The sequence below is a fragment of the Flavobacteriales bacterium genome (genome assembly GCA_016715895.1).
Taxonomy (GTDB): Bacteria; Bacteroidota; Bacteroidia; order Flavobacteriales_F; family PHOS-HE28; genus PHOS-HE28.
In genome coordinates, this window is the sequence record JADJXH010000004.1 from 894,982 (window position 1) to 920,432 (window position 25,451).

The window sequence follows — 25,451 nt, forward strand, 5'->3', positions numbered from 1 at the left end:
AGGTGCCATTCGCTAGATGGCCCCTTTTGTACCTTGGCTTATAATAATGATGGTCATGCGTCGTGCGATCTTGTTCGGGTGCCTGTTGCAACAGTTCCCATCTCAAGCGCAAGTACTTCCTTTCTGGTCGAACATATATCAGCAGGCGCCGAACAAGCACCACTACCTGAATGACATGGAGGTGAATTCGGAAGGCGATATCTGGATGTACGGTGTGGCCACGGATACCATCGGATGGCGCATGGGAATGGTGGTGAAGTACTCTGGACAGGGTTTTGTTCAAGACTGGGCCGTTGAATTCCTCGATTACGGGCAATTGACGGACATCGATATTGATGACTCCAACTACGTCTATGTTGGCACGACGGACTATGATACGATCGGCTCGACCGGGTCCAACTACCTGACCAAGAAGATCTCCCCGAGCGGGATGGTAGAATGGTCGGCCACCTACTCCGGCATAGGACCGAACAACCTCGACAGGGCTTCCGCCCTTTGTGTGGATGGACAGGGAAACGTGATGATCACGGGGTTCGGCGATCGTCCGGACTACAAGTTTGATTGGTTCACAGTGAAGTACGATGGGAACGGCAACCAACTTTGGGTTGCACAGCACTCACCACCTACTGATTTTGGAGGCACATACGGGGGTGTTGATATCGCCATAGATGCAGCCGATAATATCTACGTTACCGGACTAAGCCATGACACGATCAACGGGGATTTCGCGACGATCAAGTATGCACCGGACGGAACGCAGCTTTGGATCAGACGCGAGGGTGGGTCCCATTTTTCATTCGGTCGAGTGATCCGTGTCAAGGACGATCGGGTGTATGTCGGTGGACATTTCACACATAATGACCTCGACAGCAGTGATGTGCTCGTGGCGTGTTACGACACTGCGGGCAGCCACCTCTGGACCACCGTTTACAATGCACCTCCATTCTTCAACCCGCCGTGGTACAATGGCCGTGAGACGCTGGAAGACCTTCAGATCGACGACCTCGGGAACGTCTATTTCACAGGGACGGAATTCGCCACGAATGGGTCTCGGGATGATTACATGATCGTGAAGTTGGACCCCAATGGAGATGTTGTATGGGGTCAGCACTACGGAGCCGGAACGGGATGGGATGATGCACGTTCCATGTTCGTTGATGCCCAAGGCAGCGTGTATGTGACCGGACGGAGCGAAGGAGCACCTGAGGGCATTAGCGTGGTCCATACAGTCAAGTTCGATCTGAACGGAACCCAGCTCTGGTACTCGCCATTCTCAACGGCACTGTTTGACTACCACTATCCAGGGGAGATCCGCTGGGATGGCGGGAACTTCTTCTACGTCGGGGCGTCCAGGAACAGTACGAATGGAGGGCAGCTCATTCTGTTGGGCTATTGGATAACCACCGGAATTCCGCAGTTCGATCATGGTTCCCAGATCGCTGTGTTCCCGAACCCGGCAAGTGATCTGGTGCAGGTTGATCTCAGTGATCGGCCAGGTCAGATGCAGGTAGCGATCATTGATGCCAGCGGAAGAACTGTTCTATCGGAAGCGCTTGTTGGTGGAGGGCTGTCTGTTCTACAGGTAGCCGGGTTGACCTCCGGTGCCTACTGCCTGCGCGTGATGGGGGACGGTGATGTAACACACGGTCGATTGGTTATCGAGTGAGCCACAGTCCTTCATGGCTAGCTCCCATGAGCCTCGGCCGGGATGCCCATTTGGCTGGGCCATTGCCAAGTTGGAGCAGGCCTTCGCAGGATAGCGCGATCACACGCGCTGTCCTATTCGCCCAGCTTGAAGGCGATCGGCAGCGTCATCTGCGAGGCCACCGGCTTGCCGTCCTTTGCCGCGGGTGTCCAGGCGGGCATGGCGCTCACCACGCGCAGGGCTTCCTGATCGAGGTCGCTGCGCACGCCGCGCTTCAGGGATGCATCCGTCACGCGGCCATCGGCCTGCACGGTGAAGGCGACGAACACGGTGCCTTCCACGCCGTCGGCACGGGCCCCGGCCGGATAGGTGACGGCCTTGCCGAGGTAGGCGGCGAGGGCCTCCATGCCGCCGGGATATTCGGCGGCGCGATCAGTGCCGGGGAGCACCACGGCCTTCGAGGCGGGCGCATGCAGCGGTGTGGCGGCGAGCCAGACCAGGCCGCACAGGGTGAGGGCGGCGGCGGGCAGCAGGCGCAGCAGCGCACGGCGGGGGGAGCGGGGTGTGTTCAGCATGGTCAATCGGGTTTTCAGGGATGTGTTGGTGAAGGGATGGAGCAGATGCCGCGGATCGGAGCCCAGGGCGTGCGCCAGCAGGGTGCGTCCGTAGTCGGGTGTGGAACGGTCCGCGATGCGATCGGCCTGCAGCTCGTGCACCAGGCGCAGTTCGCGCAGGGCCAGCCACCAGAGCGGGTTCGTCCAGCACAGCGCCGCCAGCACTTCGAAGGCGATGAGGTCGTAGGAATGGCCGAGGCGCACATGCGCGAGTTCGTGCTGGCGGATGGCCTCGCGTTCCGCTCCGGCCAGATGCGCCGGCAGATGCACCCGTCCCAGGAAGGCCACCGGGTGGGGACCGCCCCTGTGCACGATCCGCCATGCCGCGACGATGCGCCAAAGCAGCCGCCCCAGCAGCAGCAGGCTCACCGCGCCGTGCATGACCCAGAGGGTGCGCGCCGGACCCTCAGCGACTTCAGGGGTCGGAAGCACGGTGATGGCCGGTAGGGCGATGGGAGCGAGCGCGGCCGTCACCGCCATGCTGGGCATGTGCGGAAGGAAGAGGGCCAGGACCGGAGCGAGCAGCAGGAACGCACGGCGCGCATCCAGCAGGGGGCTGTGCCGCAGGCCCAGCGCGTACCCGGCCAGCAGCACCGCGAACGCCAGATTCACCTGGAGGTAGAGGGGGAGGAGGTCCATATCAGCGCTTGCGTTGTTGCTTCAACAGGGCGATGAGCGCCTCCAGCTCGCGTGCATCGATGTCGGCCCGCTCGATGAAGCTGGACACCAGGGCCTGGGGCGAACCGGCGAAGTAGTCCTTCAGCAGGCGGCGCGCGCTGCGGTGGGCGTATTCGGCCTTCAGGACCCGGGCGCTGTAGCGGTGGCTGCGGCCCAGCACCTCATGGTCCACGAAGCCCTTGGCCTCCAGGATGCGCACGATGGTGCTCACCGTGGTGATGGCCGGCCGCGGCTTCGGCATCGCCTGTCGGATGTCCTTCACGAAGGCGGGTCCGATGCGCCACAGCACCTGCATCACTTCCTCTTCGGCACGGGTCAGTCGTTCCATCGCCGCAAGGATAACGAAGGAATTAGTCGTAGGACGAAAATATTAGTTGAACGGTTGGGCCAGGGACGGGACCGGGTCCGATGGGCAGAGAAATGGTGGCGGGGACCTCCGAGTTCGGCACGGTGGCCTTCGACCCGACCGGCCATGGCGGTTCCACCTCCTCGGGCAACCCCGTTTCCTACTACGCGTCTTGCTGGCATGATGCGGAACCGTCTGCGCGCGTCGGTACTGGCGGGCTGCTGGGCCGGCGGGGTCGTCATGGGTCTGGCGTGCGCGCAACCGCCACTGGATGTGCAGTGGGTGCATGACCAGATCCTCAGTGACGGTGTGGGGTTGGTCTCCTATGCGTCACAGGCATCGAGCGCGGAGTTGATGCTCATCGATCCGACCTGCATCAACTACTGGCAGGCCCTTCGGTTTGACGATCAGGGGATCATGGAGTACCCACCAACGTCCTACTGCATCGGTCAAACCCTGGATCCGATCGAAGTTGTCACGGCGCCGTCGGCCGGTTCCCATTGGTACACGTTCGAGCACCTGGGTGGCGCCTATCTGGGCGGAAGCCCCCTGTTCGGGAATCCGCTCGCCTACGCGTGTGAGCCGCTCGTTGGGACGACACCTTTTCATATCGCGGCCTTGGGTGTGGATGGCACGGTGTACAGCGGGAGGTCCGAGTATCCGTTATGCGGATCGAGGCTGTACCGCTTGGATGGTGCTCAGATGATATGGTGCAACTGCATTCCGCCATTCTCTCAGCTCGAGCTGTTCGGCGATACGGTCCTGGCGATGAGCGTTCTGGGGAGCATGACCCGGGTGGATGCCGGGACCGGCGTGGTCCTCGGAGCGGAGGTCGTGTTCTCGGGCGGGCCGGGGCTTGGTTTGAAGACCGCCCTCGCCCACGACACGTTGTTCTGGGTCGCTCAGTTCGGCGGAGCGCAACTGCAGGTGGGGGCCTATCGCCTGGGCCAGGGAGCGAGTTGGACCACCACGATCCCGTTGCCGAACCATCCCGTGGGCTTGTTCGCCGACCTACACGGGCGTTTATGGACCGCGGTGAACGATCGCCTGATCTGGCTGGATCGGTCCACCGGATCGTGGAACAACGCCTCCTATGGAAGCGAGTTCAAGGACCTTCGTGGCTGGGCAGATGATCTTCTGCTGTTCGGTGCCTCCAATGGGGCCAGCTTCGTCATGCACGTCAACCCGACCCCATGATCCGCCTGTTGCACGCGCTCGCCGGGCTCCTGCTCGTCATGAGGCTGTCAGGCCAGGCACCTCTGCTGCCCATCTGGACGGTGACCCTGCCGAGCTCCAATGCCCCCACGCGCCTGGCTTGGGATCAGGGGATGAACAGGTTGCTGGCCAGTTACCTGTTCTCGTTCTGGCCTTACTACTACGAGTTCGAGGCGCTGCAGGCCGACGGGCTTCCCCATGGATCCACGGTGCCGCAACACCGCGTTCCTCCGATCGACGATCCACTGAACTCGGCATCATACCTTGACCGCCTTCGTGTCCGCAATGATTCGATGGTGCTGGTCACGCGGACCACAGGGCCGGCACACATCCGCAATTCCACGTTTCGTACACTGGATGTCGCCACCATGGAACAGAGGATGCTGGGGACGAAGCGGACCATTTACGATGCGCACTGGGATGAGCATGGTCATGTTCTTCTGGATCAGGGCAGCCTGCGCACCTACACCACCGCACTGTGGCCGAAGGACACCGTGCTGTACACCTTTCAGATCGGCGCGAGCATGGCCGTTACAGCTGAGCGCATCTTCGTGCTGAGCCCGCCGCATGTCCGGGTGTATGCACGGGACACGCTTTCGAACCCGGTCTTCCTGCCGATCCCGAGCTCGGGGCAGGTCCTGAACGAACGACTTGAACTGCTGGGCGGTGTACTGCATTACGCGGTGATGAAGTTGGGCGGTGTGTTGGACATGGGTCAGGTGGATACGACCGGCACGCTGCGCTGGAACCGGACGATCAACCTCGGTGCGGGGTGGGCCCTCACCGGCCTGGCGGTGGACGACAACGCTTCCACGTGGGTGAGTCTCGCCGGGGCCACGGGACGGCTGGAGGGCACGGACAGCACCGGCACCATCGCGTTCACGGGCACCTGGCCGCATCCGCTGGAGGATGTGGTCAGTTCGGGCGACCGCCTGTTCCTGGCCGGTCGGGAGAGCGTTCCGGGCCCGGGCTTCGTCCTGGGATGGTCCCCCGACATCTCCACCGGCGTTCCGCACCGCGAACGTTCGGCGCTGCACCTCGCGCCCGTTCCCGCGACGGAGGTCATCCGGGTGGACGGACTGATACCGGGCAACTCGGAACTGGAGGTCGTGGATGTCGCGGGCAGGCGCTGTGTTCAGGCCGTGGTGAGGAGCGACGGTGGCCATGACCTCGATGTACGGGACCTGACCGCGGGCCATTACATCCTGCGGGTCGCGGACCCCCAAGGCCTGCGTGTCGCACCGTTCATGGTGCGTTGATCGGATCGCACTGGTGGGCGTTGATGCCCGGGTTGCGGTCGTGCCTGCTACATTTCGGCCATGCGCTGGGATGCACTTCGCACCGTGGTGGCCGTGCTGGCGATCACCATCTGGGTCTCGATCAACGAGTTCGTGCGGAACCAGGTCGTACTGGCCGAGCACTGGACCTCACACTATGCCGAGTTGGGCCTCACCTTCCCGGCCGCTCCGCTCAATGGGGCCGTGTGGGGTCTCTGGGCCCTGCTCTTCGCTGTGGTGGTGGTGTGGCTGGCGCAGCGCTACGCGCTCTGGGCCGTGGGGCTCACCGCGTGGTGGGTGGGCTTCCTGCTCATGTGGGTGGTGATCGGAAACCTCGGTGTGCTGCCCATGGACATCCTGCCGGTGGCCGTGCCGTGGAGCCTGGTGGAGGCCTTCGGCGCGGCGTGGATCGCGCGGCGGTTGAAGTGAACCAGCCCTCAGGCCGGGATCGAGTTCAGGTAGCCTTGGTGCGCGAGCCGTTCGCCCATGTCCATGTACGCCTCCTTGGGTTCGGGGCGCCAGGTGGCGAGGCCGTCCACATACCGGTTGTACATGCAGAAGGCGGCGGCGATCAGCGCCGTGTCGTGGATCTCCACATCCGTGGCCCCGGCGGTGCGCGCCGTGGCGATGTCGGCCTCGGTCACCTTCAGCCCGCCCTCCTGCACGTGCCTGGCGATGGCCAGCAGGGCGCGCATCTTGGGGCTCAGCGGCTCGTCGGGCAGGCCGGCCTTGATGGCGTCGATGAACTCGGGCCCGCGCTGAAGGTGCGCGGCGGCGGCCGCTCCATGGCAGTGGTGGCAGAAGTGACAGTTGTTCCACCAGCTCACCGAGGAGGCGATGAGCTCGCGCTCGCCACTGGTCAGGGTGGAGGGGCCCCGCAGCAGCACCTCCACCAGGGCGTTCAAGGGCTCGGCGGTCTCGGGCCGGAAGTGCATGAGCCCGACGATGCCGGGCAGTTCCTCGTTGCGCAGGGTGATGTGGGCCATGGGGATGCGGTGCGTGTGCTCCGAAGGTCCTGCGCACGCGAATGGGATGAGCACGTTGCTGGACCAAGCACGGCGTAAAAGGGGCGGATCACCCTCCCTGTGATGCGGACCGGCCTGGTCGATGGGGTGGCCGGTGGTTCATTGGTTCCAATGACACGCCGAATGTCCGGTTCCCGGAGCTTCGCTGCACCAAAACCCTACCGGACATGCGGACCTCGATCCATCTCTGTGCTGTCGCCCTGCTGGCCGCAGCCTCAACCTCGGCACAACAGTTCATCACACCCATGGATGCCTCGGGCATCATGATGTCCAAGGAGGTGCACGCCATCACCTTGGACGGCCGTGATGTCGCGGGCACCGTGCCTTCGTGCATGTTGAACATGGGCCAGTTGCAGAGCATCACCATCAAGGATGCGGCCGGTGAGAAGCACAAGTTCAAAGCGGAGGAGCTCTCCGAGGTGCGCGTGAAGCCCTCGAAGTTCATGAACGTGACCACGATGCTCTCGCAGCCCAACATGAGCAAGTTCCTCAAGCAGGACTTCGGGGAGGTGCTCAACCGCGAGTGGGTGTTCTATGTGCAGACCTCGCCGCCCGGCAAGGACAAGAAGGTGATGATGCAGCTGCTCAACCCGGGCTTCGACAAGAAGATGAAGGTGTTCCAGGACCCGATGGCCCAACAGACCGGCGGCGGGGACGACAAGTCCTACTTCGTGGTGAAGGCCGGCAGCGGGGAGGCCATCAAGGTGAAGAAGAACATGTACAAGAAGGAGGCGCTCACCACCGTCTTCGGCGACTGCAAGGTGATGGTGGAGTTCTACAGCGGCGACAAGATGCGCCTCGAGGATTTCGCCGAGCACGTCTTCATTCACGATCAGCTCTGCGAGTGAACGGAGAGGGTCGGAGGGGCGCGATCAGTGGGCGCCTCCGCTCCACACCGTATCGATCACGGCACGCTGCGCCTCGGTGGTGAGGTGCAGGGGGTCGCGCCACAGGGCCTTGTCCATCGGGAAGAGGCCGGGACGGTCCAGGTCGATCACCGGCGCCAGTTCGCGGAGGCGCTCCAGGTAGGTCGCGCGCAGCGGCTCAAGGCCGGCCTCGGCATAGATGCGCTGCACCTCCGGATGGGTGGGATACTCCACGAACCGGAGGGAGCAGCCCATCGCGGCGCACCGTGCGGCGATGCGTTCCAAGCGCCCGAACGCGGCGCTGTCCAGCGAGAAGCCGTTCGCGTTCGTGCGCTCCATCTCCAGCACGCGCTGCCAATGGTCGGGCGGCAGGGCATCGTACTGCACGGTGGAGGGCAGCAAGGCGCTGCGCAGGTTCAGCAGGGTGGCCTCCAGCACGCGGCGGTTGCTCAGGTACAGGAAGGGCTGGTCCAGCAGCAGCCGGGGCTCGCTGTACAGGTCCCAGTCCATGCCGCGGTTCATGCCGCGGAACGACACCTGGACCACCACCTCTTTCAGCGGTGCCCGGGCGGCGAAGGTGAACAGGTCGGCCAGGGTGCGTGTGTTGCCGCCGGGTACGCCGAGGTTGTAGTAGCGGTGGCCGCAGACCGTCTGCAAGTGGTCCAGGTCGAAGTGCGAGAGGCGCGAATCGCCGAGCAGGATCCTGTCCTGCGGAGCGCGCCGCAGCTCGATCAGCTTCCACAGCAGGTTGCTGAAGGGCATGGTGCGCCCGTCATGGTAGAGGTTCTTGCGCTTGAGCGCCTCGGGGATGAGGTGCGAACGGTCGAAGTAGGTGTAGGGGTCCACCACCAGCACGGTGCCGAAGACCAGCGCGAAGGGCATGGCCAGCGCGGCGATCCAACGGAAGAGGCGGCGGGTGCTCATCTAGAACTGGAAGTAGATGAAGGGCGAGGTGTGGTAGTAGCTGCCCAGGAAGATGATGCTGCCGATGAGGCCGGTGTACAGGGCCCAGCGCTGCCAGGCGCTGCGTTCGGCCAGCCAGACGGTGGCGCCCTTCCGGCGGTCCAGCCATTGCACCCCTTCCATGGCCGCGATCGCCGCCGCGGCGAGCAGCATCTCACCGCGCCCGGCGCCCACGAGCGGTGCCCACAGGCTGAAGGCATCGGCCGTGAGGAACCCGTCCAGACCCGTGAAGAGGTGGCCCACGATGTGGAAGGCGTCCTGCACGCTGTTGGCGCGGAAGAAGATCCAGGCCAGGTCCACCAGCAGGAAGGTGGTGATCACCTGTTGGGCCATCTGCAGGCGGGGCCAGCGGGGCAGTCCGAGCAGCTGCCCCAGGCGCGTCCTTCCGCCTTCGGAGACGATGGCCCCGATGAGGAACAGGCCATGCAGGCCGCCCCAGATGATGTAGGTCCAGGCCGCGCCGTGCCACAGGCCGCTCAGCAGGAAGGTGATGAGCAGGTTGTAATAGCGGCGCCAGGTCAGCACACGGTTGCCCCCCAGCGGGATGTACACGTAATCGCGGAACCAGGTGCTGAGGCTGATGTGCCAGCGGCGCCAGAACTCGCTGATGCTGGTGCTGGCGTATGGCGTGCGGAAGTTGCGCATCAGGTCGATGCCCAGGCAGCGCGCGGCGCCGAGGGCGATGTCGCTGTAGCCGCTGAAGTCGCAGTAGATCTGCACCGCGAAGAGCAGTGAGGCCAGGATGAGCGCCGGGCCGTCGTGGCTGTACGGTGCGTCGTACACGTGGTCCACCATGGCCCCCACGCGGTCGGCGATCATGATCTTCTTGAAGAACCCCCAGGCCATGAGACGGAGCCCGCTGGCCAGCAGGCCGGGATCGAAGGCCATGGGCAGATGCAGCTGCCGCAGCAGGTTGCCCGGGCGCTCGATGGGGCCGGCCACGAGCTGGGGATAGAACATCACATACAGGCTGAAGATCCCCAGGTGGCGTTCGGCGCGCTGGCGGCCGTAGTACACCTCGATGGTGTAGCTCAGGCTCTGGAAGGTGTGGAAGCTGAGGCCGATGGGCAGGATGATGCCCAGGTCGGGGATGCTGTAGCCTGCCCAGCCCGCGGCCTGCACCATGGCCTCGATGTTCTCCGTGAGGAAGCCGTAGTACTTGAAGATGGCGAGCACGCCCACGTTGGCCACGATGCTGGCGATGAGCCAGCGCCTGCGCACCACACCCTCGCTGCGTTCGATCAACAGCCCGGCCCCGAAGTCCACCGCGATGGTGAAGGCCAGGATGAGGATGTACACCGGCACGAAGGCCATGTAGAACCAGCAGCTGGCCGCCAGCAGCATCGGCCAGCGCCAGCGGTGCGGCAGCAGATGGTACGTGGTGGTCACCACCACGAAGAAGACCAGGAAGGCGATCGAGTTGAAGATCATCGGCCCCCCGCGCCGCGCGGCGGGAGGCAAATGTCGGTGAACTGCGCCGCACCGGCACGGCCCAGGTGGCTGCCATCCACGTACAGCGCATCCGGCCAGCGGTGGGCGTTGCCGTCGATCACGGTGTGCCCCAAGGGCTCCAGCATGGTGCGCAGGCGGTCGACATGGGTCCGCTGAAGGGTATCGAGCGCCGGGGTGCGCAGGCCGTCGCGGTAGGCGCATTGCACCACCACCAGCCTCACACCGCGTTGCTTCAGCCAGCCGGCGAAGTGGGCGAGGGCCGCGTAGCGGGCGTCATCCAGCTGGCCGGCGCCCGGCGGTGTTTCGTTGAAGCGCGTGCGGTCGATGCGGTCGGCAGGCACGTCCAGTGTGGCGCCGCCGTGGGCGTCGAAGCCCAGGTATTCGTAGTTGCCGGGGTCGTGGAAACGGATCCGGTTGGCCTCCGCCTGGCGCAGCAGGTAGGGCGCGTCCCAATACCGCAGGTAGCTCATCCACAGGGGTTCCCCATCCATGAAGTGCGCCATGGCCGCGCTGTCGGTGCCCAGCTGGCGCCCGGCACTGCGGAAGTCCATCAGGTTGGTGGCCACCAGCACGGTGTGCGGGCGCAGGTGGTCGGTGAGCAGGGTGCCCAGCACCGGGAGCTCGGCCGCGCCAAGGCCCCAGGCCGCGGCGTTCACATAGCGTTCCGTGCCGAAATGGGCCACGACGCCGGCGCTGGCCAGATTGTTCAGCGTCATGGAGGAGCCCACGGCCAGCACGTCCACCCCGTCGGCGAAGTGCTCGCGCACGAAGGCGAGCTTCTCGTTGAGGGCGATGTTGTTGGTGATGCGGGGTGCCGGCACGGTGTCGCGCAGCAGCAGCAGGTAGGCGAGGGGGATCGCCAGGGCGGGCAGGCCCAGCAGCACGCAGCGGAGGATGAAGCGGCCCACCATCAGAACTGGAAGTAGATGAACTCGCCGCCGCCGAGCGGAGCGGTGAGGGTGAGCACGGCGATGAGGCCATAGTACACCAGCCGGCGTACGGGAACGGGGAGCAGCCCGTCGAGCTGCAGCCCGTACTGCCGTTCACGGGCCAGCCATTCCAGCGCGAGCGTGATGCCGATGCCGAGCAGGGCGAAGGCCAGGATCTTCTTGTCGGCCAGGGCCGGTGCGTGCAGCAGCGTGGGCGAGGCGATGGCCCCCAGGATGTCGAAGGCCTGGGCCATGCTCTCCGCGCGGAAGAAGGTCCAGGCGAAGCAGGCCAGCAGGAAGGTGGCGAGCAGTTGCAGCGCTTCGCGGGCGCTGGGCAGCACGCGACCAGCGGCCACCGTATCGCTCATGGCGTGGTGCGTGTCGCGCAGCAGCAGGGGCAGGAAGAGCAGGCCGTTCACCGCGCCCCAGGCCACGAAGGTCCAATTGGCGCCGTGCCAGAAGCCGCTCACCAGGAAGATGATGAGCACATTGCGCACGGTGCGGGCCTTGCCACCGCGGCTTCCGCCCAGGGGGATGTAGAGGTAGTCGCGGAACCAGGTGCTGAGGCTGATGTGCCAGCGGCGCCAGAACTCGGCGATGTCGCGGCTGAAGTAGGGGTAGGCGAAGTTGCGCATCAGCTCGAAGCCGAAGAGGCGCGCGCAGCCGATGGCGATGTCGCTGTAGCCGCTGAAGTCACCATAGATCTGGAAGGCGAACAGCACCACCGCCAGGGCAAGGGTGCTGCCATCGTGCGCCTCGTGCGCGCCGAACACGGGGTTCACGAACGCGGCGCAGTTGTCGGCCACCACCACCTTCTTGAAGAGGCCCCAGAGCATCTGGCGCACGCCGTCGTAGGCGGACGCCTCGTTGAAGCGGCGCTCGGTGCCGAACTGCGGCAGCATGTGCCGGGCGCGCTCGATGGGACCGGCCAGCAGCTGGGGGAAGAAGCTCACGAAGGCGAAGAAGGTGGTGGCCTCGCGCACGGCGGGCAGCTGCCTGCGGTACACGTCGAAGGTGTAGCTCAGGCTCTGGAAGGTGTAGAAGCTGATGCCCACGGGCAGCACCAGCCCGAGCGGTCGTGCATCGATGGGCCGCCCCAGCAGCGTGAACGCGTCCACGAAGCTCTGCAGGAAGAAGTCGTAGTACTTGAAGAAGCCCAGGAGCCCCAGGTTGGCCGTCAGGCTCAGCCCCATCAGGAGCGTGCGCCGCGAGGGAGCCTCGGTGCGCGCCAGGGCCAGCGCCACCAGGTAGTCCACCCCCGCGGTGAACAGCCACAGCCCCAGGAATCGCCAGTCCCACCAGCCGTAGAACACGCAGCCGGCCAGGATGAGGAAGGCGTTGCGCCAGGGCACCGAACGCCGGAACACACCCCAGTACAGGAGGAACACGATCGGGAGGAAGACCGCGAAGTCGATCGAGTTGAAGAGCATGCGGGAGGCGCGGGGAACGGCTTGTACGGGCCGGTGGGGTCGCGGGTTCCGGGGGAAGCGGACCACCGGACGCAGTGCCAAAGCTACCTGTCGATGCCCGGAACGGGAGCGTTATCTTTCGAAGGCCATGCGTTTCGAACCACGCAGCATCGAGACACGCATCGCCACCATCACCCTGGTGCGCCCGGGCTTCATCGAGCAGCGCTACCGCCCCGGTGAACGGATCGACCTGCCCGGCTTCGCGGAGAACAAGCGTGCACGGCTTGAGCTGGCCGGGGGAAAGCCGTGTGTCATGCTCAGCATCATCCCCCGGGACATGGACTTCGACATGGAGGTCACCGGGGTGGACCACTTCGGTCCGGAGCGTGGACAGGACACCCTGCGCGCCCTGGCGGTGGTGGTGCACGACAGCATGGCGGAAATGGTCACCAAGCTGTTCTTCACCTACTTCCCCACGGTGTTCCGCACGCAGGTGTTCAATGAGGAGGCCGAAGCGCGCGGGTGGTTGCTGCAGCAGTTGGCCGAGGTGATCCAGGAGGAGGGTTGATGGCCGGCCGCTGCACCGGAGGGCCGGCTCCTGTCCGACGTGTCGACCGACGGGCGATCGTGCGGGCCTGGTGCGTTCAGCGGTATCTTGGCGCTTGCCTACACCCCACACCATGAACACGGAGCTCACCGAACCGCACGGATCCCATCAGATCACCTACGAGGACCGCTACTCAAGCCTGGGTGTTCTGTTCTACGGCATCGCGGCCAGCGATCGAACGGTGGTGCAGGTCGAGCTCAAGGCGTTCCAGGACATGATGATGCAGCATTGGATGGCGACCGACCCCACGTTGGACGAAGCAGGTGTGGCCAGTGTGCGCTACATGGACATCGCCTTTGATGAAGCGCATCGCAGCGGCATGGGTGCGGAGGAGGCCTTCGCCACCTTCGAGGCCGACCTGTTGCGCGAACCCGAACGCTATGATGCGTGGACCAGGGACCTCATCCTGCGCACCGCTGACGCCATCGCCCAAGCCTCCGCCGGGGTGAACGCCAGCGAGGCGAAGTTCATCGGGCGGCTGCAGAAGCTGCTGGGCCGCGCCTGATCGGAACGGGTCGGCGATCGCGGGTCCGGTCGTGGTCGAGGCATCCCGCCGCCAGCCCGCTGGTCACTCGATCCCGAACCTGTGCGTGCGCATGCGCCCGCGCTCGTCCCTGACCAGCAGCAGGTAGGCGCCCGCAGGGATGCTGCTCAGGTCAAGTTCCGCCGGCCCATCTTGCACAGTGACCTGCACGAGCGACAGCCCGGCAAGATCGAGCACCTGCACGAACAGCGGTCCGCTCCAAGTGGTGCGGAGCTGAAGCGTGGGCGCGCTTGCCGGGACAGGGTTCGGGCCGATGGAGAGGTCGATTCCCGGATCCGCGTCAGCGACGGTCGTGGGAATGAGCGGACCGCAGATGCATACCACGCACAAACCCGTGTCCGCGTAGAAGAGAAAGTCACACGGCTGCGAGCAGAGGTCCATGAGGATGGTGTCGCCGACCACGTTCAACGGAATGGGCTGTCCCCACTGCGAGCCATCCACACAACCGGGCGGATCGAAGAACCATGTGTAGGGACCTGAACAGGTGCTCCACAAGGCCGAGTACGGTCCGAAGGCCCACACGCCATCGCACCCGTTGGTGGGCGGGATGACGTAGTAGGTGGTGAGCGTGGTCTGTGCGGTCGCGCCGCCCATGAACAGGGCGAGGACCAGGAGCACCGCAAGGCTTCGGAACCGCTTCATACGGTGAAGCTACCCGGGCCGATGGGTCGTGGAGGCGAACGCGCGATGCGCGCGTGAACAGGTCGATGTGTGATCTGAACGGGCGCAGGGCATCCCTTGGGATGCCCTGCGAGCGAGTGTCGTATGGCACAGGCAGGATGCCTGTGCGCCCTTACTTGAACGCCGGAATGCCGGTGACCTCGGCGCCGGTGATCAGCAGGTGGATGTCGTGCGTGCCCTCGTAGGTCACCACGCTCTCCAGGTTCATCATGTGGCGCATGATGGGATACTCGTTGGTGATGCCCATCCCGCCGAGGATCTGGCGGGCCTCACGCGCCACGGTGAGCGCGAGGTGCACGTTGTTGCGCTTGGCCATGCTGATCTGCTGGGTGGTGGCGCGGCCTTCGCTGCGCAGCACGCCCAGGCGCCAGGTGAGCAACTGGGCCTTGGTGATCTCGGAGATCATCTCGGCCAGTTTCTTCTGCGTGAGCTGGAAGGCTCCGATGGGCTTGCCGAACTGGATGCGCTGTTTGCTGTAGCGCAGCGCCACATCATAGCACTCCATGGCCACGCCCAGCGTGCCCCAGGCGATGCCGTAGCGCGCGCTGTCCAGGCAGCCCATGGGGGCGCCCAGTCCGCTCTTGTTCGGGAGCAGGTTGCCCTTGGGCACCTTCACGTTGTCGAACACGAGCTCACCCGTGGGGCTGGCGCGCAGGCTGAGCTTGCCGTGCGTGGTGGGCGTGGTGAAGCCCTCCATGCCGCGCTCGACGATGAGGCCATGGATGCGGCCCTCGGTGTTCTCGGCCTTGGCCCACACGATGGCCAGGTCGGCGAAGGGCGCGTTGCTGATCCACATCTTGGCGCCGTTCAGCAGGTAGTGGTCGCCCATGTCCTTGAAGGTGGTGACCATGCCGCCGGGGTTGCTGCCGAAATCGGGCTCGGTGAGGCCGAAGCAACCGATCTTCCTCCCCTGCACCATGTCGGGCAGCCACTTCTTCTTCTGCTCCTCGCTGCCGTACTTCCAGATGGGATACATGGCCAAAGAGCCCTGCACGCTGCACAGGCTGCGCAGGCCACTGTCGCAGCGCTCGATCTCCTGCATGATGAGGCCGTAGCTGATCTGGTCCAGCCCGGGGCCGCCGTATTCCGCCGGAACGAACGGGCCGAAGGCCCCGATGTCGGCCAGGCCGGGGATGATGTCCTTGCTGAAGGTGGCCTGCTCGAAGCGCTCCTCGATGATCGGCTTGAGGTGCTTGCTCACGTGCTTGCGCGCGGTGTCGCGGATCAGCTTCTGCTCCTCGGTGAGCAGCTCGTCCACCAGGTAGTGGTCGTGGCTCTGGAACAGGTCGGTGGCGGCCTTGGCCGTGGTGCCGTTGGCGGAAGTGGTGGACATGCGAAGGGGGGTTCGCGGTGGCGGGGAGGCCGCGCACCGGGCTGCAAAAGTAGCACGCCCACCCCCGCGCCGCCGGATACCTTTGCCCGCCGGCCATGGGCGAACCGCGGACACACGACCCCTTGAGCGCCGATTGGGTGGTGCTGGTCCTGCTGGCCGTGGCCGTTCAGCTGGCCTGGACGAACGTCGTTTCCCCCCGGAAATGGGGCCTCATCCTGGACGGGGCGTTCCGCGCGCGGATCAGTCGGCGCAGCCTGAGGGAGGACATCGATCTGCAGGACCGCTCGATGCTGGGGCTGTTGGCGGCGCTGCTTGCCGGGCTCGCGTTGTTCGTTCAGCAGGCCCTGGTGATGCGCGGCATCGTGGGTGCGGGGCCGCTGGGCTATGGCGGGGTGGTGGCCCTGCTGATCGTGCTGGTGTTCGCGCAGGTGTTCGTCCTCCGGGCCTTGAGCTGGCTCTTCCAAGGGGATGGGGGCCTGGAGGAGTACACCCATGCCATGGTGCTCAACCACCTGGTGCTGGGGGCGGCCCTGCTGCCCGTGGCGGTGCTGGTGGCCTTTCGGCCGGAGATGAGGGCCGTGCTCCTGCCGGTGGGAGGGGTGGTCGCTGCGGTGATCGTGCTGCTGCGATGGGGCCGAGCGGTGCTCATCGGGCGATCCGCAGGGGTCCCGCTCAGGCACATTTTCCTGTACCTTTGCGCCGCCGAGATCCTGCCTGTGTTCCTCGTTCTCCAGACCCTTCAGCGTTCCGGCCCATCCGCGTTCCAACTCCCCTAATCGAGCGGCCTTGAAGATCAAGACCATCCTCGTTTCGCAGCCGGAACCCACGGACGTCAAGTCCCCGTACCACGAGCTCGGCAGGAAGTACGGCCTGAAGATCGACTTCAAGCCGTTCATCAAGGTGGAGGCGGTTCCGGCGCAGGACTTCCGCCAGGAGCGCATCAACATCCTGGACCACACCGCGATCGTGCTCACCAGCCGCAACGCGGTTGACCACTTCTTCCGCATGTGCAAGGAGCTCCGGCTCAACGTGCCGGAGGGCATGAAGTACTTCTGCGTCAGTGAGAGCGTCGCCTACTACGTGCAGAAGTACATCGTCTACCGCAAGCGGAAGGTCTTCATCGGCAAGAACACCTTCCAGGACCTGCTGGACGTGATCCGGAAGCACAAGGACGAGGTGTACCTGGTGCCGTGCAGCGACATCCAGAAGCAGGAGATCCCCGCGCTGCTCGACAAGGCGGGGGTGAAGTACACCAACGCGGTGTTCTACCGTACGGTGGCCAGCGACCTTAGCGACCTGAAGAACCTGAAATACGACATGCTGGTGTTCTTCAGCCCGGCGGGGATCGAAAGCCTGTTCAAGAACTTCCCGAAGTTCGATCAGAACGGGACCATCATCGCGGCGTTCGGTCCCACGACCAGCAAGGCGGTGCGCGATGCCGGTCTGCGGCTCGACATCGAGGCCCCGCTGCCCGAGGCCCCGAGCATGACCGGCGCCATCGAGCTGTACATCAAGCGGCTCGGGAAGAAGAAATAGGCCCCGGACGTCACGGGGCCAACGTCCCGGCCTTTCGGGCCGATCCGTCCGGCATGGAGCGTTATACCTTCCCCAAGCAGGAGCGCCTTCGTGGCCGTCCCCGCCTCCAGCGGCTGATCGCCGAGGGGCGCTCGGTGCACGTGCCGCCCTTCCGCCTCACCGGCCTGTTCATGGAGCTCGACGCCCCCGTTCCCGCCCAGGTGGCCTTCGCCGTGCCCAAGCGCAACCTCCCCCGCGCCGTGGACCGAAACAAGGCGCGCCGCCGCATGCGCGAAGCCTACCGGCTGCACAAGCAGGCCTACCACGACCGGTTGCAGCAGCTCGGCCGCTCGTGCGCCTGGCTCTTCGTGCTTCAGGGGCGCACCGTGCCCGCCTATGCCGAGGTGGAGGGCAAAATGATCCGCGCGTTGGACCGTTGGTTCAAGGAACATGCGTAGGCTGCTCACCGCCGCCATGATCGGCCTCATCCGGTTCTACCAGTCCGCCCTCTCGCCGCTGCTGCCCGGCGCCTGCCGGTACACGCCCAGCTGCAGCGCGTATGGCGTGGAGGCCTTGCGCCGCCATGGCCCCTTCCGTGGTGGCTGGCTCACCCTCAAGCGCTTCCTATCTTGTCATCCCTGGGGCGGCCATGGCCACGACCCCGTCCCCTGAAGCCTCATCCCTTCCATGAACGTACCCCGCACCCCCCGCCTACGCACGTGGATCATCGGCGGCGCCCTCGCCGCCTCCGGCGCCCTCACCATCGCCGCGGGCGACAACTACTTCGAGATCTCCAAGAACCTGGAGATCTTCACCGAGCTCTACAAGGAGCTGAACGTGTACTACGTGGAGGACACCAAGCCGGGCACCCTGATGAAGACGGGCATCGACGCCATGCTCTCCTCGCTGGACCCGTACACGCAGTACATCCCGGAGAGCGATATCGAGGAGTACCGGTTCCAGACGACGGGCCAGTACGGGGGGATCGGCGCGCTCATCAAGCGCCAGGGCGATGGCATGGTGATCAGCGAACCCTATGAGGGTTTCCCGGCGGCCAAGGCGGGCATCTGGGCCGGTGATGAGATCGTGGAGGTGGACGGGCGCAAGATCCGCGGATTGGATACCGAGGACGTGAGCAAGCTGTTGAAGGGCCAGGCCGGCACCCCGGTGCGCGTGCTGCTCAAGCGCGGCGAAGCCGAGCCCGTGGAGAAGGTCCTCACCCGCGAGGAGATCAAGATCCCCGACGTGCCCTACAAGGGCATCGTGGATGCCACGCACATGGTGGGCTACATCAAGCTCAACAGCTTCACACAGACCGCCAGCGCCGATGTGCGCAGCGCCATGAAACAGCTCAAGCAGGACGGTGCGCGCCACCTCATCCTCGACCTGCGTGGCAATGGTGGCGGCCTGCTGCGCGAGGCGGTGAACATCGTCAACCTCTTCGTGCCCAAGAACGAACCCGTGGTGGAGACCAAGGGGCGCATCGCCGAGTGGGACAAGAGCTACCGCACGCTCAGTGAGCCGGAGGACGCGACCGTTCCGCTGGTGGTGCTGGTGGACGGTGGTTCGGCGAGCGCCAGCGAGATCGTCAGCGGGGCCCTTCAGGACCTCGACCGCGCGGTGGTGGTCGGTGAGCGCACCTTCGGCAAGGGCCTCGTGCAGCAGACGCGCGACCTGTTCTACAACAGCAAGCTGAAGGTCACCGTGGCCAAGTACTACATCCCCAGCGGCCGCTGCATCCAGAAGTTGGACTACGCCCACCGGGACAGCAGCGGGAAGGCCACCGTGCGCACGGATACGAACCTGGTGGCCTTCCAGACCCGGAACGGTCGCACGGTGTACGATGGGCGGGGCATCCTGCCGGATGTGGCCGTCACCGAACCCGAGCTGGCCAAAGTGGTGGGCGGTCTCTATGCCGAGGACATCCTGTTCGATTTCGCCACCGACTACCGACGCACGCATGACAGCATCGGTCCGCCCGAGCGCTTCGCGATCGACGATGAGCTGTACCACCGCTTCACGGAGTTCGCCCGGTCACGCAGCTTCACCTACGACACGGAGAGCATGCAGGCCTACGCCAAGCTGGAGGAGGTGGCGCGCAAGGAGCGGTACTACGGCCATGCCCAGAAGGCCTTTGAGGAGCTGAAGAAGGAGCTGGCGCCCGATCCGGCCGAAGAGCTCGATCTGTTCCGCACGGATGTGGAGGAGATGCTGCGGAACGAGATCGTGTCGCGGTACGATCTGCAGACCGGCCGGGCCAAGGCGGCGCTCGTCACCGATCCATATGTGCAGGCCGCCGTGAAGGTCCTTACCGACGGTGGATACACCGGCATCCTGGCCGGCACCAAGCCCTGAGCGGATGCGGATGGCCGCGGGCGTTCCTGCGGGACCCTGGGTGCGGCGCTTCGGCCTGGTGCGCATGGCCGGCCTGTTCATCGCAGCGGCCGCCCTGCCGTGGAACAATGTGCTGCTCAGCAATGCGCAGATCCTGATGGTGCTGGGCTGGCTGGGCGAGGGCCTGGCCTCCGGCGATCTGGGCCGACGGTTCAGGCAGGCCTTCACCGACCGGTGGTCCTTGGCGTTCATCGCCCCCTTTCTGCTTCACGCGGCGGGCATCCTGTGGTCCGAGGACCGTGCATGGGCGATGGACCTCACGCGGATCCTGCTCCCGGTGCTCGTGTTCGGGGTGGTGCTGTCCACCTCGCCGCCCATGGGCGGGCGGGCCATCCGCGATGTGCTGCGCACCGGGGCCTGGAGCGTGGTGGCCAGCACGGTGGTGTGTCTGATCGTGGCCGGCGGGCATCTCCAGAGCGGCGATCATCGGGCGGTCAGCATCTTCATCAGCCACGTCCGGTTGGGGCTGCTCCTCGCGCTCGCGGCCTGTGTGTTCATTCTGGACCGACCGGCCCAGCGGTGGATGCGGGCGATGCATGTGGCTGCCGCGCTGTGGGCCGTGGGGTTCCTCATGGGCATCGGCAGCCTCAGCGGGCTGGGCGCCTTGTCCGCCGCGCTGGTGGCGTTGGCCTGGCGCCGTGTGGACGGTGCACGACCGCTGGTGCGCAGGCCGGTCCGGGTCCTTCTTGTGCTGCTCCCCACAGCGGCGCTGCTGGCGATGCTCGGTCTGTTGTGGCCGCGACCGCAACCCACCCTTCATCTGCAGGACCTGGAGGTCCGGAGCGCCGGTGGTGAGCCCTACTACCACGATGTCGCCGACCCGCAATGGGAGAACGGCAACCCGGTCTGGGTGTATGTGGCCAAGGAGGAGCTCGAACGGGGCTGGGCGAGGCGCAGCAGGCTTGGTCTGTATGGCAAGGACGAGCGGGGCCAGCTGCTGCGCGGCACGCTGGTGCGCTACCTCGCCAGCATGGGGCTGCGCAAGGATTCCGTGGCCTTGCTCGCCCTGAGCGATGAGGACGTGCGACGGATCGAGCAGGGCCTCCCCAATGTGCGCACGGGCAGACGGCCCTTGCTGGTGGCCCGGGTGGAGCAGCTGCGCATGGAGCTTGACCGGTTCAGGGCCACGGGCGATCCCAATGGGCACAGCCTCACCATGAGGCTGGTCTATTGGCGCACCGGCTGGCGGATCGCACACGGGCATCTGTGGACGGGTGTGGGCACGGGGGATACACGGCCGGCGTTCGCCCAGGCGTACGACGAGGTACGCAGTCCGTTGGACAGGGCTTGGAGGAACCGTGCGCACAACGAATACCTCACCTTGCTCATCACCTTCGGTCTGCCGGGCCTGCTGTTCATCCTGGCGTGCTGGACTGCGCCGGTGGTGGCGTACCGCGCCTGGCGCCATCCGGTCTTCATCGCCTGGTCCGCGATCTTCCTCGTGTCCTGCCTCACGGAGGATACGCTGGAGACCCAGACCGGGGCGACCTTCTTCGCGTTGTACGCCGCACTGTTCGTGTTCGGCGGGCGCTGGCTCAACGCGCAGGCAGGGCTTCAAGCAGCACCGCCACGCGTTCCGGAGCGATCCGTGTGATGCAGTCGCATGCGCGACCCGCCCGGCAGGTCGGGCAGGCGGGATCGAACACCAGGGCATGGGCGTCGCGTCCGATCGGGGCCCATCGGCCCGGGTGGATGGGGCGTCGCGGCGCGAACAGACCCACGGCCCGGATGCCGCAGGCCGCAGCGATGTGCAATGGTCCTGTGCTCGCTGCCACCAGGCCGTCCGCGCTGCCGATCAGGGCCACCAGCTGCTCGAGGCTCAGCCGGCCACCGGCGTCCACGGCCAGGGGATCGTTCCAGGGAAGCTGTGGCCGGTAGCGTTCGGCCTCGGTGGCCGTGCCGGTCACCACGGTGCGGATGCCGATGGAATGGAGCCGGTGCATCAGCGCCGCAAAGTTGTCAAGTCCCCACTCCACCGCACTGCCCTGTGAACCGGGATGGAGGATCACCGTGCGGGCGGCGATCGGGGTCAGGTCGGCCGGAAGCAGGGTGGGCGGCGGGGGCGTGAAGCCGGTGTGTTCGGCCAGGCGGTCCAGGTCGGGCGTGCCCATCATCCCGAGCGGGCGCAGGAGCATGGTGTTCAGCTGGGCCTCGTGCAGCCCGCTCCTGCGCCGGCTGAAGGCCACCCGGTGGGTGCAGGTCGTCCAATGCCACCAGCGATGCGAGGTGCCGATGCGCATGGGGATCCTTGCGGCCTTCGCCCATCGGGCCACGGTGCGGTGCGGGAACACATGCACCAGCACATCGGCGTTCACGGCCCGCAGTGCGTGAACGGCATCACCGCCTGCCAGCTCCTCCAGCGTGAGCACGCGGTCCACGTGACGGCAGCAGCGGAGCACGGGCGCGGTGTATGCGCGGCAGATGAAGGTGATGCGAACGCCCGGATACCGCTCCTTGAGCAGTCCAGCCAGGGGCAGGCTGAGCATCACATCGCCGATGCTGTCCGGCCGGCTGAGGATGATGTGCTCAGGCGGGGTCGGCATGGTGCAGGGCGTGGAGCTTGGCGTATTTCAACCACACCGCGCGGGCGCTCAGGGTGGCGATGTGCCATCCGGCCGCACCGTCCAGGAAGCCCGCCTGGAGCAGATAGCCCTGGAGGAACTTGGCGGCGGGCGAGAGCCATCGCTTCACCGGTCCGGCCCGCTTCCCGGCTTTATACAGGGCTTGTGCGTGCAGGTCGCTGTACCGTTCGATGCGTGCGCGGTGCGCGTCCAGGGAGGAGTAGCTGTAGTGCAGCAGGTCGCCCGTCAGAAGCCGTTCCGGCGTTCCGGGATCGAGCTCGAGGACCTCATGCACATGGTCGCCCGTCCAGCGCGCGCCGCCCTTCGGGAAGAGCCTGGTCTTGGTATCCGGGTACCAGCCCCCATGCCGCACCCAGGTCCCGCAGTAGTTCGTGAGCCGGTTCATCCGGTAGGCGCCATGCAGGCCCCTGCCGGTGGCTTCAACGATGGATTGGGCCAGTTCGGGCGAGGGCACCTCGTCCGCATCCACGCTCAGGATGTAGGCGTTCGCGGCCAGGCCGTTGGCGAAGTTCTTCTGGTCGCTGTAGTTGGTCCACGTGCGCGTCACTACGCGCGCGCCATGGGCCTCGGCGATGCGCCGTGTCCCATCGGTGCTATCGGCGTCCACCACCACCACCTCCTGCACAAGGCCGGCAAGGCCGGTGAGACAGCGGGCGATGTTGGCCTCCTCGTTGCGCGTGATGATGACCGCCGAGATGCCCATCGGGCGGAAGTTAGCCGACCGTCCGGGCAGCGCGACGCTCAGTGGGCGACCATCAACTTGCCCCGGCCCAGCTCACGACCATTCTGCACGGCACGGTAGAAGTACAGGCCATCGGCCAACCAGGCGGTGGTGAGCGTGATCCGTCCGTTGGCGGAGCTGCGGCGTTCGACGACCTGTCCGGCGTTGTCCAGCAGTTCGATCGTCACTGGTCCTTGTCCGGTCACGCCGTACACGTTGAAGAAGACATCGCGGTCGGCAGGGTCCGGGAAGTGCTGCACCATCACGCCCGCGGAAAGCTCGGCGATGCCGGTGTTGGGATCCACGAGGGTCACGCAATAGTCCTCCGTCTCGCCGAAGTCATACCCGTCCTCACAACCCGAGGTGGCGGCCGCGTCATAGACCATGATCAACCGCATGCGGGTGCTGCCGGGGGTGGCCCAGGCCGGGATGGTGATGTTGCCGCTCACCGTGCCGTTGGCCACCGGTGAGCTGTACACGAGCTCGCCCGTGGTGGTGAAGGCGCCGTCCTGGTCCAGGTCGATCCACACGGTGAAATACTCATCGTAGGCGAATCCATCATAGCCCGGGGTGAGGGAGATGGGATGGCTTCCGCCAAGGCTGAGCGAGGTGGATTGTGTGGTGTAGTCCCCGTACCCGGCGTCCGAACCGGTGGTGTTGTTGATGGTGCCGAGGGAGACGTTCGCGATCCACTCCTCGCTGGCATCCGCGCTCTCCGAGGGGCAGTAGGTGTTGTCCACGCAGGCACCACAACCCGTGGTCTGCACGGTGATGGTCGAGCTCCATGCGGTCGGGTTCCCATTGCAGACCGAGCGCACCCGAACGTCATAGGCGGAGCAGGGGGCAAGGCCGGGGATCTCGAAGCTGGTGTTGATGATCCCCGGATAGCTGGTCCAGTTCCCGGCACCGGCAGGGCTCACTTCCACCTCGTAGGAGGAGGCGGCGAGCACCGCGGTCCAGAGCACATTGGCGATGTTGTCCCCTGCGAAGCCCGCGCTCAGGCCGTCCGGGGGTGCGCAGCATCCCTCGGTGGTCCAGGTGAACAGGGCGCTGGGGTCGCTGGTGAGGGTGTCGCATTCGGCGATCACCTGGAACTCGTAGGGTGTGCACGGGGTGAGGCCGGAGGCCATGAAGGCCAGGTTGATCAGACCGGCCTGGGTGGTCCAGGTGCTGCTGCCCACCGGTCGGTATTGCACCGTGAAGGGGCCTGTGGCCGTGCTGCCCCAGGAGAACATCACATCGCCGATGGCCACGTTCTCCGCGTTGAGGTCATAGGGTGGCGGGCAGGGACCGCAGCCGGCCATGATGGCCTGCAGGCTGTTGAAGGCGTTGATGCGGCCACCGGTGACGGTGTTGCCGGGCAGGTTGCCCACTTGGTCCACGCCTTCGAAGAGCTTGTCGCGCACATACAGGGCGGCAGCCTCCGGGTCGGCCTGGGCCAGGGCGCCCAGGGTGGCGCACGGGGCGCTGTACAGCAGGCCGATGACCCCGGCGGTGAGCGGGCTGGCGAAGCTGGTGCCGCTGGTGCTGCCCGTGCCCCCGCCGATGCTGGTGGTCACCACGTCCTCGCCCGGTGCGCCCACGTCGATGGTGGTGGCGCCGTAACCGCTGAAGGTGCGCTGGTCGTTGTTGTTCGTGGCCGTCACGCTCACCATGAAGGGGCTGGGGCAGGCGGTGGGCAGGTCGCCTTCCACATCGATGTTGATGTTCAGGTTGGCGGTGGCCCCGCAGTTCAGCACGCCGGCCGTTCCCAGGGTATCATACATCGCGCACCACAGCGGCGAGTCGGCCGGGTCGCCGTAATTGATGCCCCAGCTGGCATTGGTGGCCACCACGAAGGCGCCCTTGTTCCCGCCGGTCTGGTTGTACAGGCGCCGCATCACCAGGGGATAGGTGTAGGCAGCCAGCACATCGCTCTCGGCCACGCCGGCGTAGTCCACGACCATCATCTTCACGTTCCAGTTGGCGCCGCTCACCGCCGTGCCGTTGTTGCCCTTGGCGCCGATCATGCCGGCCACCTGGGTGCCATGTCCGCCTCCGTACACGTTGTCGTTGTTGCCCGCAGGGTTCCAGCCACGGCGGTCGTCGACATAGCCGTTCGCATCGTTGTCGATCCCATCGTTGGGGATCTCCTGGAAATTGAACCACGCGTTGCCGATCAGGTCGGGGTGGGGCAGGTCGGCGTTCTCGATGATGCACACCACGATGGTATCGCCCGCCGCGGTCACCCCGCCGGTGGTGATGTCCCAGGCCAGGTCGCTGTCGATGTCGGCATCGTTGGGGTTCACATGATGCCATTGCTGGCCGAACTGCGGGTCGTTGGGCACCACACGCTCGGTCACCACATGGTTGTTCTGGGCCTGGAGGGTGGCACGGTGGCGCTGCACGGCGCGCAGCATCACCTGCTGGGGCAGGGCGGGTTGGTCATAGTGGAGCAGCCAGGAGCGCAGGGGAGCGCTCACCTGCCTCACCACGCGGAGGGTGGTGGGAAGCCCGTCCACCACACGCAGGTCCTCGGCGATGGCGGCGACATCGGCGCCGGGCTGCAGCATGACGAGCACATCGCCGGGGAGATAGGCCGGTTGTTGGGCCTGGGCCTGCAACAACGCAGGGATCAACAGGGCCGTGGCGAAGGAGAGTAGCAGGTTCTTCATG

25 protein-coding genes are annotated in these 25,451 nt (G+C 65.7%); 13 read left to right on the top strand and 12 right to left on the bottom strand.

Annotated elements, in window-relative coordinates; genetic code table 11:
* The first annotated feature begins 55 nt into the window (after positions 1 to 55).
* Positions 56 to 1,666 (top strand): T9SS type A sorting domain-containing protein, encoded by a 1,611-nt coding sequence (locus IPM49_12455; GenBank protein ID MBK9275332.1) that lies wholly within the window; start codon positions 56 to 58, stop codon positions 1,664 to 1,666.
* Positions 1,667 to 1,779: 113 nt separating this feature from the next.
* Here IPM49_12455 and IPM49_12460 read toward each other — a convergent pair whose 3' ends face one another.
* Both IPM49_12460 and IPM49_12465 read right to left on the bottom strand, forming a co-directional pair.
* Positions 1,780 to 2,898 (bottom strand): TonB family protein, encoded by a 1,119-nt coding sequence (locus IPM49_12460; GenBank protein ID MBK9275333.1) that lies wholly within the window; start codon positions 2,896 to 2,898, stop codon positions 1,780 to 1,782.
* Position 2,899: 1 nt separating this feature from the next.
* A complete protein-coding gene (locus IPM49_12465; protein ID MBK9275334.1) occupies positions 2,900 to 3,265 on the bottom strand; it encodes a BlaI/MecI/CopY family transcriptional regulator in 366 nt (121 codons plus the stop codon).
* A gap of 144 nt (positions 3,266 to 3,409) precedes the next feature.
* On the opposite strand from IPM49_12465, the gene IPM49_12470 reads away from it, so the two are divergent.
* The 3 genes from IPM49_12470 to IPM49_12480 are packed head-to-tail and all read left to right on the top strand — an operon-like array spanning position 3,410 to position 6,204.
* On the top strand, positions 3,410 to 4,480 hold the full coding sequence (locus tag IPM49_12470) for a hypothetical protein (protein ID MBK9275335.1): 1,071 nt from the start codon (positions 3,410 to 3,412) through the stop codon (positions 4,478 to 4,480).
* Complete coding sequence (locus IPM49_12475) at positions 4,477 to 5,757, top strand: T9SS type A sorting domain-containing protein (protein MBK9275336.1); 1,281 nt, start codon at positions 4,477 to 4,479, stop codon at positions 5,755 to 5,757. The genes IPM49_12470 and IPM49_12475 overlap by 4 nt, the downstream gene beginning before the upstream one ends.
* A 60-nt stretch (positions 5,758 to 5,817) precedes the next feature.
* Positions 5,818 to 6,204, top strand: a complete 387-nt coding sequence (locus tag IPM49_12480; protein MBK9275337.1) for a hypothetical protein — start codon at positions 5,818 to 5,820, stop codon at positions 6,202 to 6,204.
* Positions 6,205 to 6,212: 8 nt separating this feature from the next.
* On the opposite strand, the gene IPM49_12485 is transcribed toward IPM49_12480, so the two are convergent.
* Positions 6,213 to 6,761: a carboxymuconolactone decarboxylase family protein gene (locus tag IPM49_12485; GenBank protein MBK9275338.1), complete on the bottom strand. Its 549-nt coding sequence runs from the start codon at positions 6,759 to 6,761 to the stop codon at positions 6,213 to 6,215.
* Between the two features lie 206 nt (positions 6,762 to 6,967).
* On the opposite strand from IPM49_12485, the gene IPM49_12490 reads away from it, so the two are divergent.
* Entirely contained in the window at positions 6,968 to 7,648 is a 681-nt protein-coding gene (locus IPM49_12490) for a hypothetical protein (protein ID MBK9275339.1), read from the top strand.
* Positions 7,649 to 7,672: 24 nt separating this feature from the next.
* On the opposite strand, the gene IPM49_12495 is transcribed toward IPM49_12490, so the two are convergent.
* The 4 genes from IPM49_12495 to IPM49_12510 are packed head-to-tail and all read right to left on the bottom strand — an operon-like array spanning position 7,673 to position 12,440.
* On the bottom strand, positions 7,673 to 8,590 hold the full coding sequence (locus IPM49_12495; GenBank protein MBK9275340.1) for a hypothetical protein: 918 nt from the start codon (positions 8,588 to 8,590) through the stop codon (positions 7,673 to 7,675).
* On the bottom strand, positions 8,591 to 10,060 hold the full coding sequence (locus IPM49_12500; protein MBK9275341.1) for an MBOAT family protein: 1,470 nt from the start codon (positions 10,058 to 10,060) through the stop codon (positions 8,591 to 8,593). It abuts the gene before it with no gap.
* Positions 10,057 to 10,992 carry a hypothetical protein gene (locus IPM49_12505; GenBank protein ID MBK9275342.1) on the bottom strand — a complete coding sequence of 312 codons (936 nt, stop codon included), beginning with the start codon at positions 10,990 to 10,992 and terminating at the stop codon, positions 10,057 to 10,059. The genes IPM49_12500 and IPM49_12505 overlap by 4 nt, the downstream gene beginning before the upstream one ends.
* A complete protein-coding gene (locus tag IPM49_12510; GenBank protein ID MBK9275343.1) occupies positions 10,992 to 12,440 on the bottom strand; it encodes an MBOAT family protein in 1,449 nt (482 codons plus the stop codon). Before IPM49_12510 ends, IPM49_12505 begins: the two co-directional genes overlap by 1 nt.
* Positions 12,441 to 12,567: 127 nt before the next feature.
* On the opposite strand from IPM49_12510, the gene IPM49_12515 reads away from it, so the two are divergent.
* Together IPM49_12515 and IPM49_12520 are read left to right on the top strand one after the other, a co-directional pair.
* Complete coding sequence (locus IPM49_12515) at positions 12,568 to 12,987, top strand: STAS/SEC14 domain-containing protein (protein ID MBK9275344.1); 420 nt, start codon at positions 12,568 to 12,570, stop codon at positions 12,985 to 12,987.
* A gap of 94 nt (positions 12,988 to 13,081) precedes the next feature.
* Positions 13,082 to 13,531: a hypothetical protein gene (locus IPM49_12520; protein MBK9275345.1), complete on the top strand. Its 450-nt coding sequence runs from the start codon at positions 13,082 to 13,084 to the stop codon at positions 13,529 to 13,531.
* Between the two features lie 63 nt (positions 13,532 to 13,594).
* Here IPM49_12520 and IPM49_12525 read toward each other — a convergent pair whose 3' ends face one another.
* Positions 13,595 to 14,212 (bottom strand): T9SS type A sorting domain-containing protein, encoded by a 618-nt coding sequence (locus IPM49_12525; protein ID MBK9275346.1) that lies wholly within the window; start codon positions 14,210 to 14,212, stop codon positions 13,595 to 13,597.
* A 151-nt stretch (positions 14,213 to 14,363) separates the two neighbouring features.
* On the bottom strand, positions 14,364 to 15,584 hold the full coding sequence (locus IPM49_12530) for an acyl-CoA dehydrogenase family protein (GenBank protein MBK9275347.1): 1,221 nt from the start codon (positions 15,582 to 15,584) through the stop codon (positions 14,364 to 14,366).
* A gap of 95 nt (positions 15,585 to 15,679) precedes the next feature.
* On the opposite strand from IPM49_12530, the gene IPM49_12535 reads away from it, so the two are divergent.
* From IPM49_12535 to IPM49_12560, 6 genes are read left to right on the top strand one after another with little or no spacing between them, the layout of a single operon-like run.
* Positions 15,680 to 16,360: a DUF4271 domain-containing protein gene (locus tag IPM49_12535; GenBank protein MBK9275348.1), complete on the top strand. Its 681-nt coding sequence runs from the start codon at positions 15,680 to 15,682 to the stop codon at positions 16,358 to 16,360.
* 10 nt (positions 16,361 to 16,370) lie between these two features.
* Complete coding sequence (locus IPM49_12540) at positions 16,371 to 17,120, top strand: uroporphyrinogen-III synthase (GenBank protein MBK9275349.1); 750 nt, start codon at positions 16,371 to 16,373, stop codon at positions 17,118 to 17,120.
* 53 nt (positions 17,121 to 17,173) lie between these two features.
* Positions 17,174 to 17,557 carry a ribonuclease P protein component gene (locus tag IPM49_12545; GenBank protein ID MBK9275350.1) on the top strand — a complete coding sequence of 128 codons (384 nt, stop codon included), beginning with the start codon at positions 17,174 to 17,176 and terminating at the stop codon, positions 17,555 to 17,557.
* Complete coding sequence (gene yidD, locus IPM49_12550) at positions 17,550 to 17,771, top strand: membrane protein insertion efficiency factor YidD (GenBank protein MBK9275351.1); 222 nt, start codon at positions 17,550 to 17,552, stop codon at positions 17,769 to 17,771. The genes IPM49_12545 and yidD overlap by 8 nt, the downstream gene beginning before the upstream one ends.
* Positions 17,772 to 17,786: 15 nt before the next feature.
* On the top strand, positions 17,787 to 19,454 hold the full coding sequence (locus IPM49_12555; protein MBK9275352.1) for a S41 family peptidase: 1,668 nt from the start codon (positions 17,787 to 17,789) through the stop codon (positions 19,452 to 19,454).
* 4 nt (positions 19,455 to 19,458) lie between these two features.
* Positions 19,459 to 21,087, top strand: coding sequence for an O-antigen ligase family protein (locus IPM49_12560; protein MBK9275353.1), 1,629 nt, complete (start codon positions 19,459 to 19,461; stop codon positions 21,085 to 21,087).
* Here the strand turns inward: IPM49_12560 and IPM49_12565 are convergent.
* Genes IPM49_12565 through IPM49_12575 form a run of 3 tightly spaced genes read right to left on the bottom strand, consistent with a single transcriptional unit; the run spans position 21,029 to position 25,450 of the window.
* Positions 21,029 to 22,036: a glycosyltransferase family 9 protein gene (locus IPM49_12565; protein ID MBK9275354.1), complete on the bottom strand. Its 1,008-nt coding sequence runs from the start codon at positions 22,034 to 22,036 to the stop codon at positions 21,029 to 21,031. The two genes, IPM49_12560 and IPM49_12565, sit on opposite strands and share 59 nt — an antisense overlap.
* Positions 22,020 to 22,778, bottom strand: coding sequence for a glycosyltransferase family 2 protein (locus tag IPM49_12570; protein ID MBK9275355.1), 759 nt, complete (start codon positions 22,776 to 22,778; stop codon positions 22,020 to 22,022). The genes IPM49_12565 and IPM49_12570 overlap by 17 nt, the downstream gene beginning before the upstream one ends.
* Positions 22,779 to 22,816: 38 nt before the next feature.
* Positions 22,817 to 25,450, bottom strand: a complete 2,634-nt coding sequence (locus IPM49_12575; GenBank protein MBK9275356.1) for a S8 family serine peptidase — start codon at positions 25,448 to 25,450, stop codon at positions 22,817 to 22,819.
* Position 25,451: the final 1 nt, after the last annotated feature.

Coding starts and splice junctions, on each gene's coding strand:
- IPM49_12455 (MBK9275332.1), top strand. CDS start 56: ATGCGTCGTGCGATCTTGTTCGGGTGCCTGTTGCAACAGTTCCCATCT.
- IPM49_12460 (MBK9275333.1), bottom strand. CDS start 2,898: ATGGACCTCCTCCCCCTCTACCTCCAGGTGAATCTGGCGTTCGCGGTG.
- IPM49_12465 (MBK9275334.1), bottom strand. CDS start 3,265: ATGGAACGACTGACCCGTGCCGAAGAGGAAGTGATGCAGGTGCTGTGG.
- IPM49_12470 (MBK9275335.1), top strand. CDS start 3,410: ATGGCGGTTCCACCTCCTCGGGCAACCCCGTTTCCTACTACGCGTCTT.
- IPM49_12475 (MBK9275336.1), top strand. CDS start 4,477: ATGATCCGCCTGTTGCACGCGCTCGCCGGGCTCCTGCTCGTCATGAGG.
- IPM49_12480 (MBK9275337.1), top strand. CDS start 5,818: ATGCGCTGGGATGCACTTCGCACCGTGGTGGCCGTGCTGGCGATCACC.
- IPM49_12485 (MBK9275338.1), bottom strand. CDS start 6,761: ATGGCCCACATCACCCTGCGCAACGAGGAACTGCCCGGCATCGTCGGG.
- IPM49_12490 (MBK9275339.1), top strand. CDS start 6,968: ATGCGGACCTCGATCCATCTCTGTGCTGTCGCCCTGCTGGCCGCAGCC.
- IPM49_12495 (MBK9275340.1), bottom strand. CDS start 8,590: ATGAGCACCCGCCGCCTCTTCCGTTGGATCGCCGCGCTGGCCATGCCC.
- IPM49_12500 (MBK9275341.1), bottom strand. CDS start 10,060: ATGATCTTCAACTCGATCGCCTTCCTGGTCTTCTTCGTGGTGGTGACC.
- IPM49_12505 (MBK9275342.1), bottom strand. CDS start 10,992: ATGGTGGGCCGCTTCATCCTCCGCTGCGTGCTGCTGGGCCTGCCCGCC.
- IPM49_12510 (MBK9275343.1), bottom strand. CDS start 12,440: ATGCTCTTCAACTCGATCGACTTCGCGGTCTTCCTCCCGATCGTGTTC.
- IPM49_12515 (MBK9275344.1), top strand. CDS start 12,568: ATGCGTTTCGAACCACGCAGCATCGAGACACGCATCGCCACCATCACC.
- IPM49_12525 (MBK9275346.1), bottom strand. CDS start 14,212: ATGAAGCGGTTCCGAAGCCTTGCGGTGCTCCTGGTCCTCGCCCTGTTC.
- IPM49_12530 (MBK9275347.1), bottom strand. CDS start 15,584: ATGTCCACCACTTCCGCCAACGGCACCACGGCCAAGGCCGCCACCGAC.
- IPM49_12535 (MBK9275348.1), top strand. CDS start 15,680: ATGGGCGAACCGCGGACACACGACCCCTTGAGCGCCGATTGGGTGGTG.
- IPM49_12545 (MBK9275350.1), top strand. CDS start 17,174: ATGGAGCGTTATACCTTCCCCAAGCAGGAGCGCCTTCGTGGCCGTCCC.
- yidD (MBK9275351.1), top strand. CDS start 17,550: ATGCGTAGGCTGCTCACCGCCGCCATGATCGGCCTCATCCGGTTCTAC.
- IPM49_12555 (MBK9275352.1), top strand. CDS start 17,787: ATGAACGTACCCCGCACCCCCCGCCTACGCACGTGGATCATCGGCGGC.
- IPM49_12560 (MBK9275353.1), top strand. CDS start 19,459: ATGCGGATGGCCGCGGGCGTTCCTGCGGGACCCTGGGTGCGGCGCTTC.
- IPM49_12565 (MBK9275354.1), bottom strand. CDS start 22,036: ATGCCGACCCCGCCTGAGCACATCATCCTCAGCCGGCCGGACAGCATC.
- IPM49_12570 (MBK9275355.1), bottom strand. CDS start 22,778: ATGGGCATCTCGGCGGTCATCATCACGCGCAACGAGGAGGCCAACATC.
- IPM49_12575 (MBK9275356.1), bottom strand. CDS start 25,450: ATGAAGAACCTGCTACTCTCCTTCGCCACGGCCCTGTTGATCCCTGCG.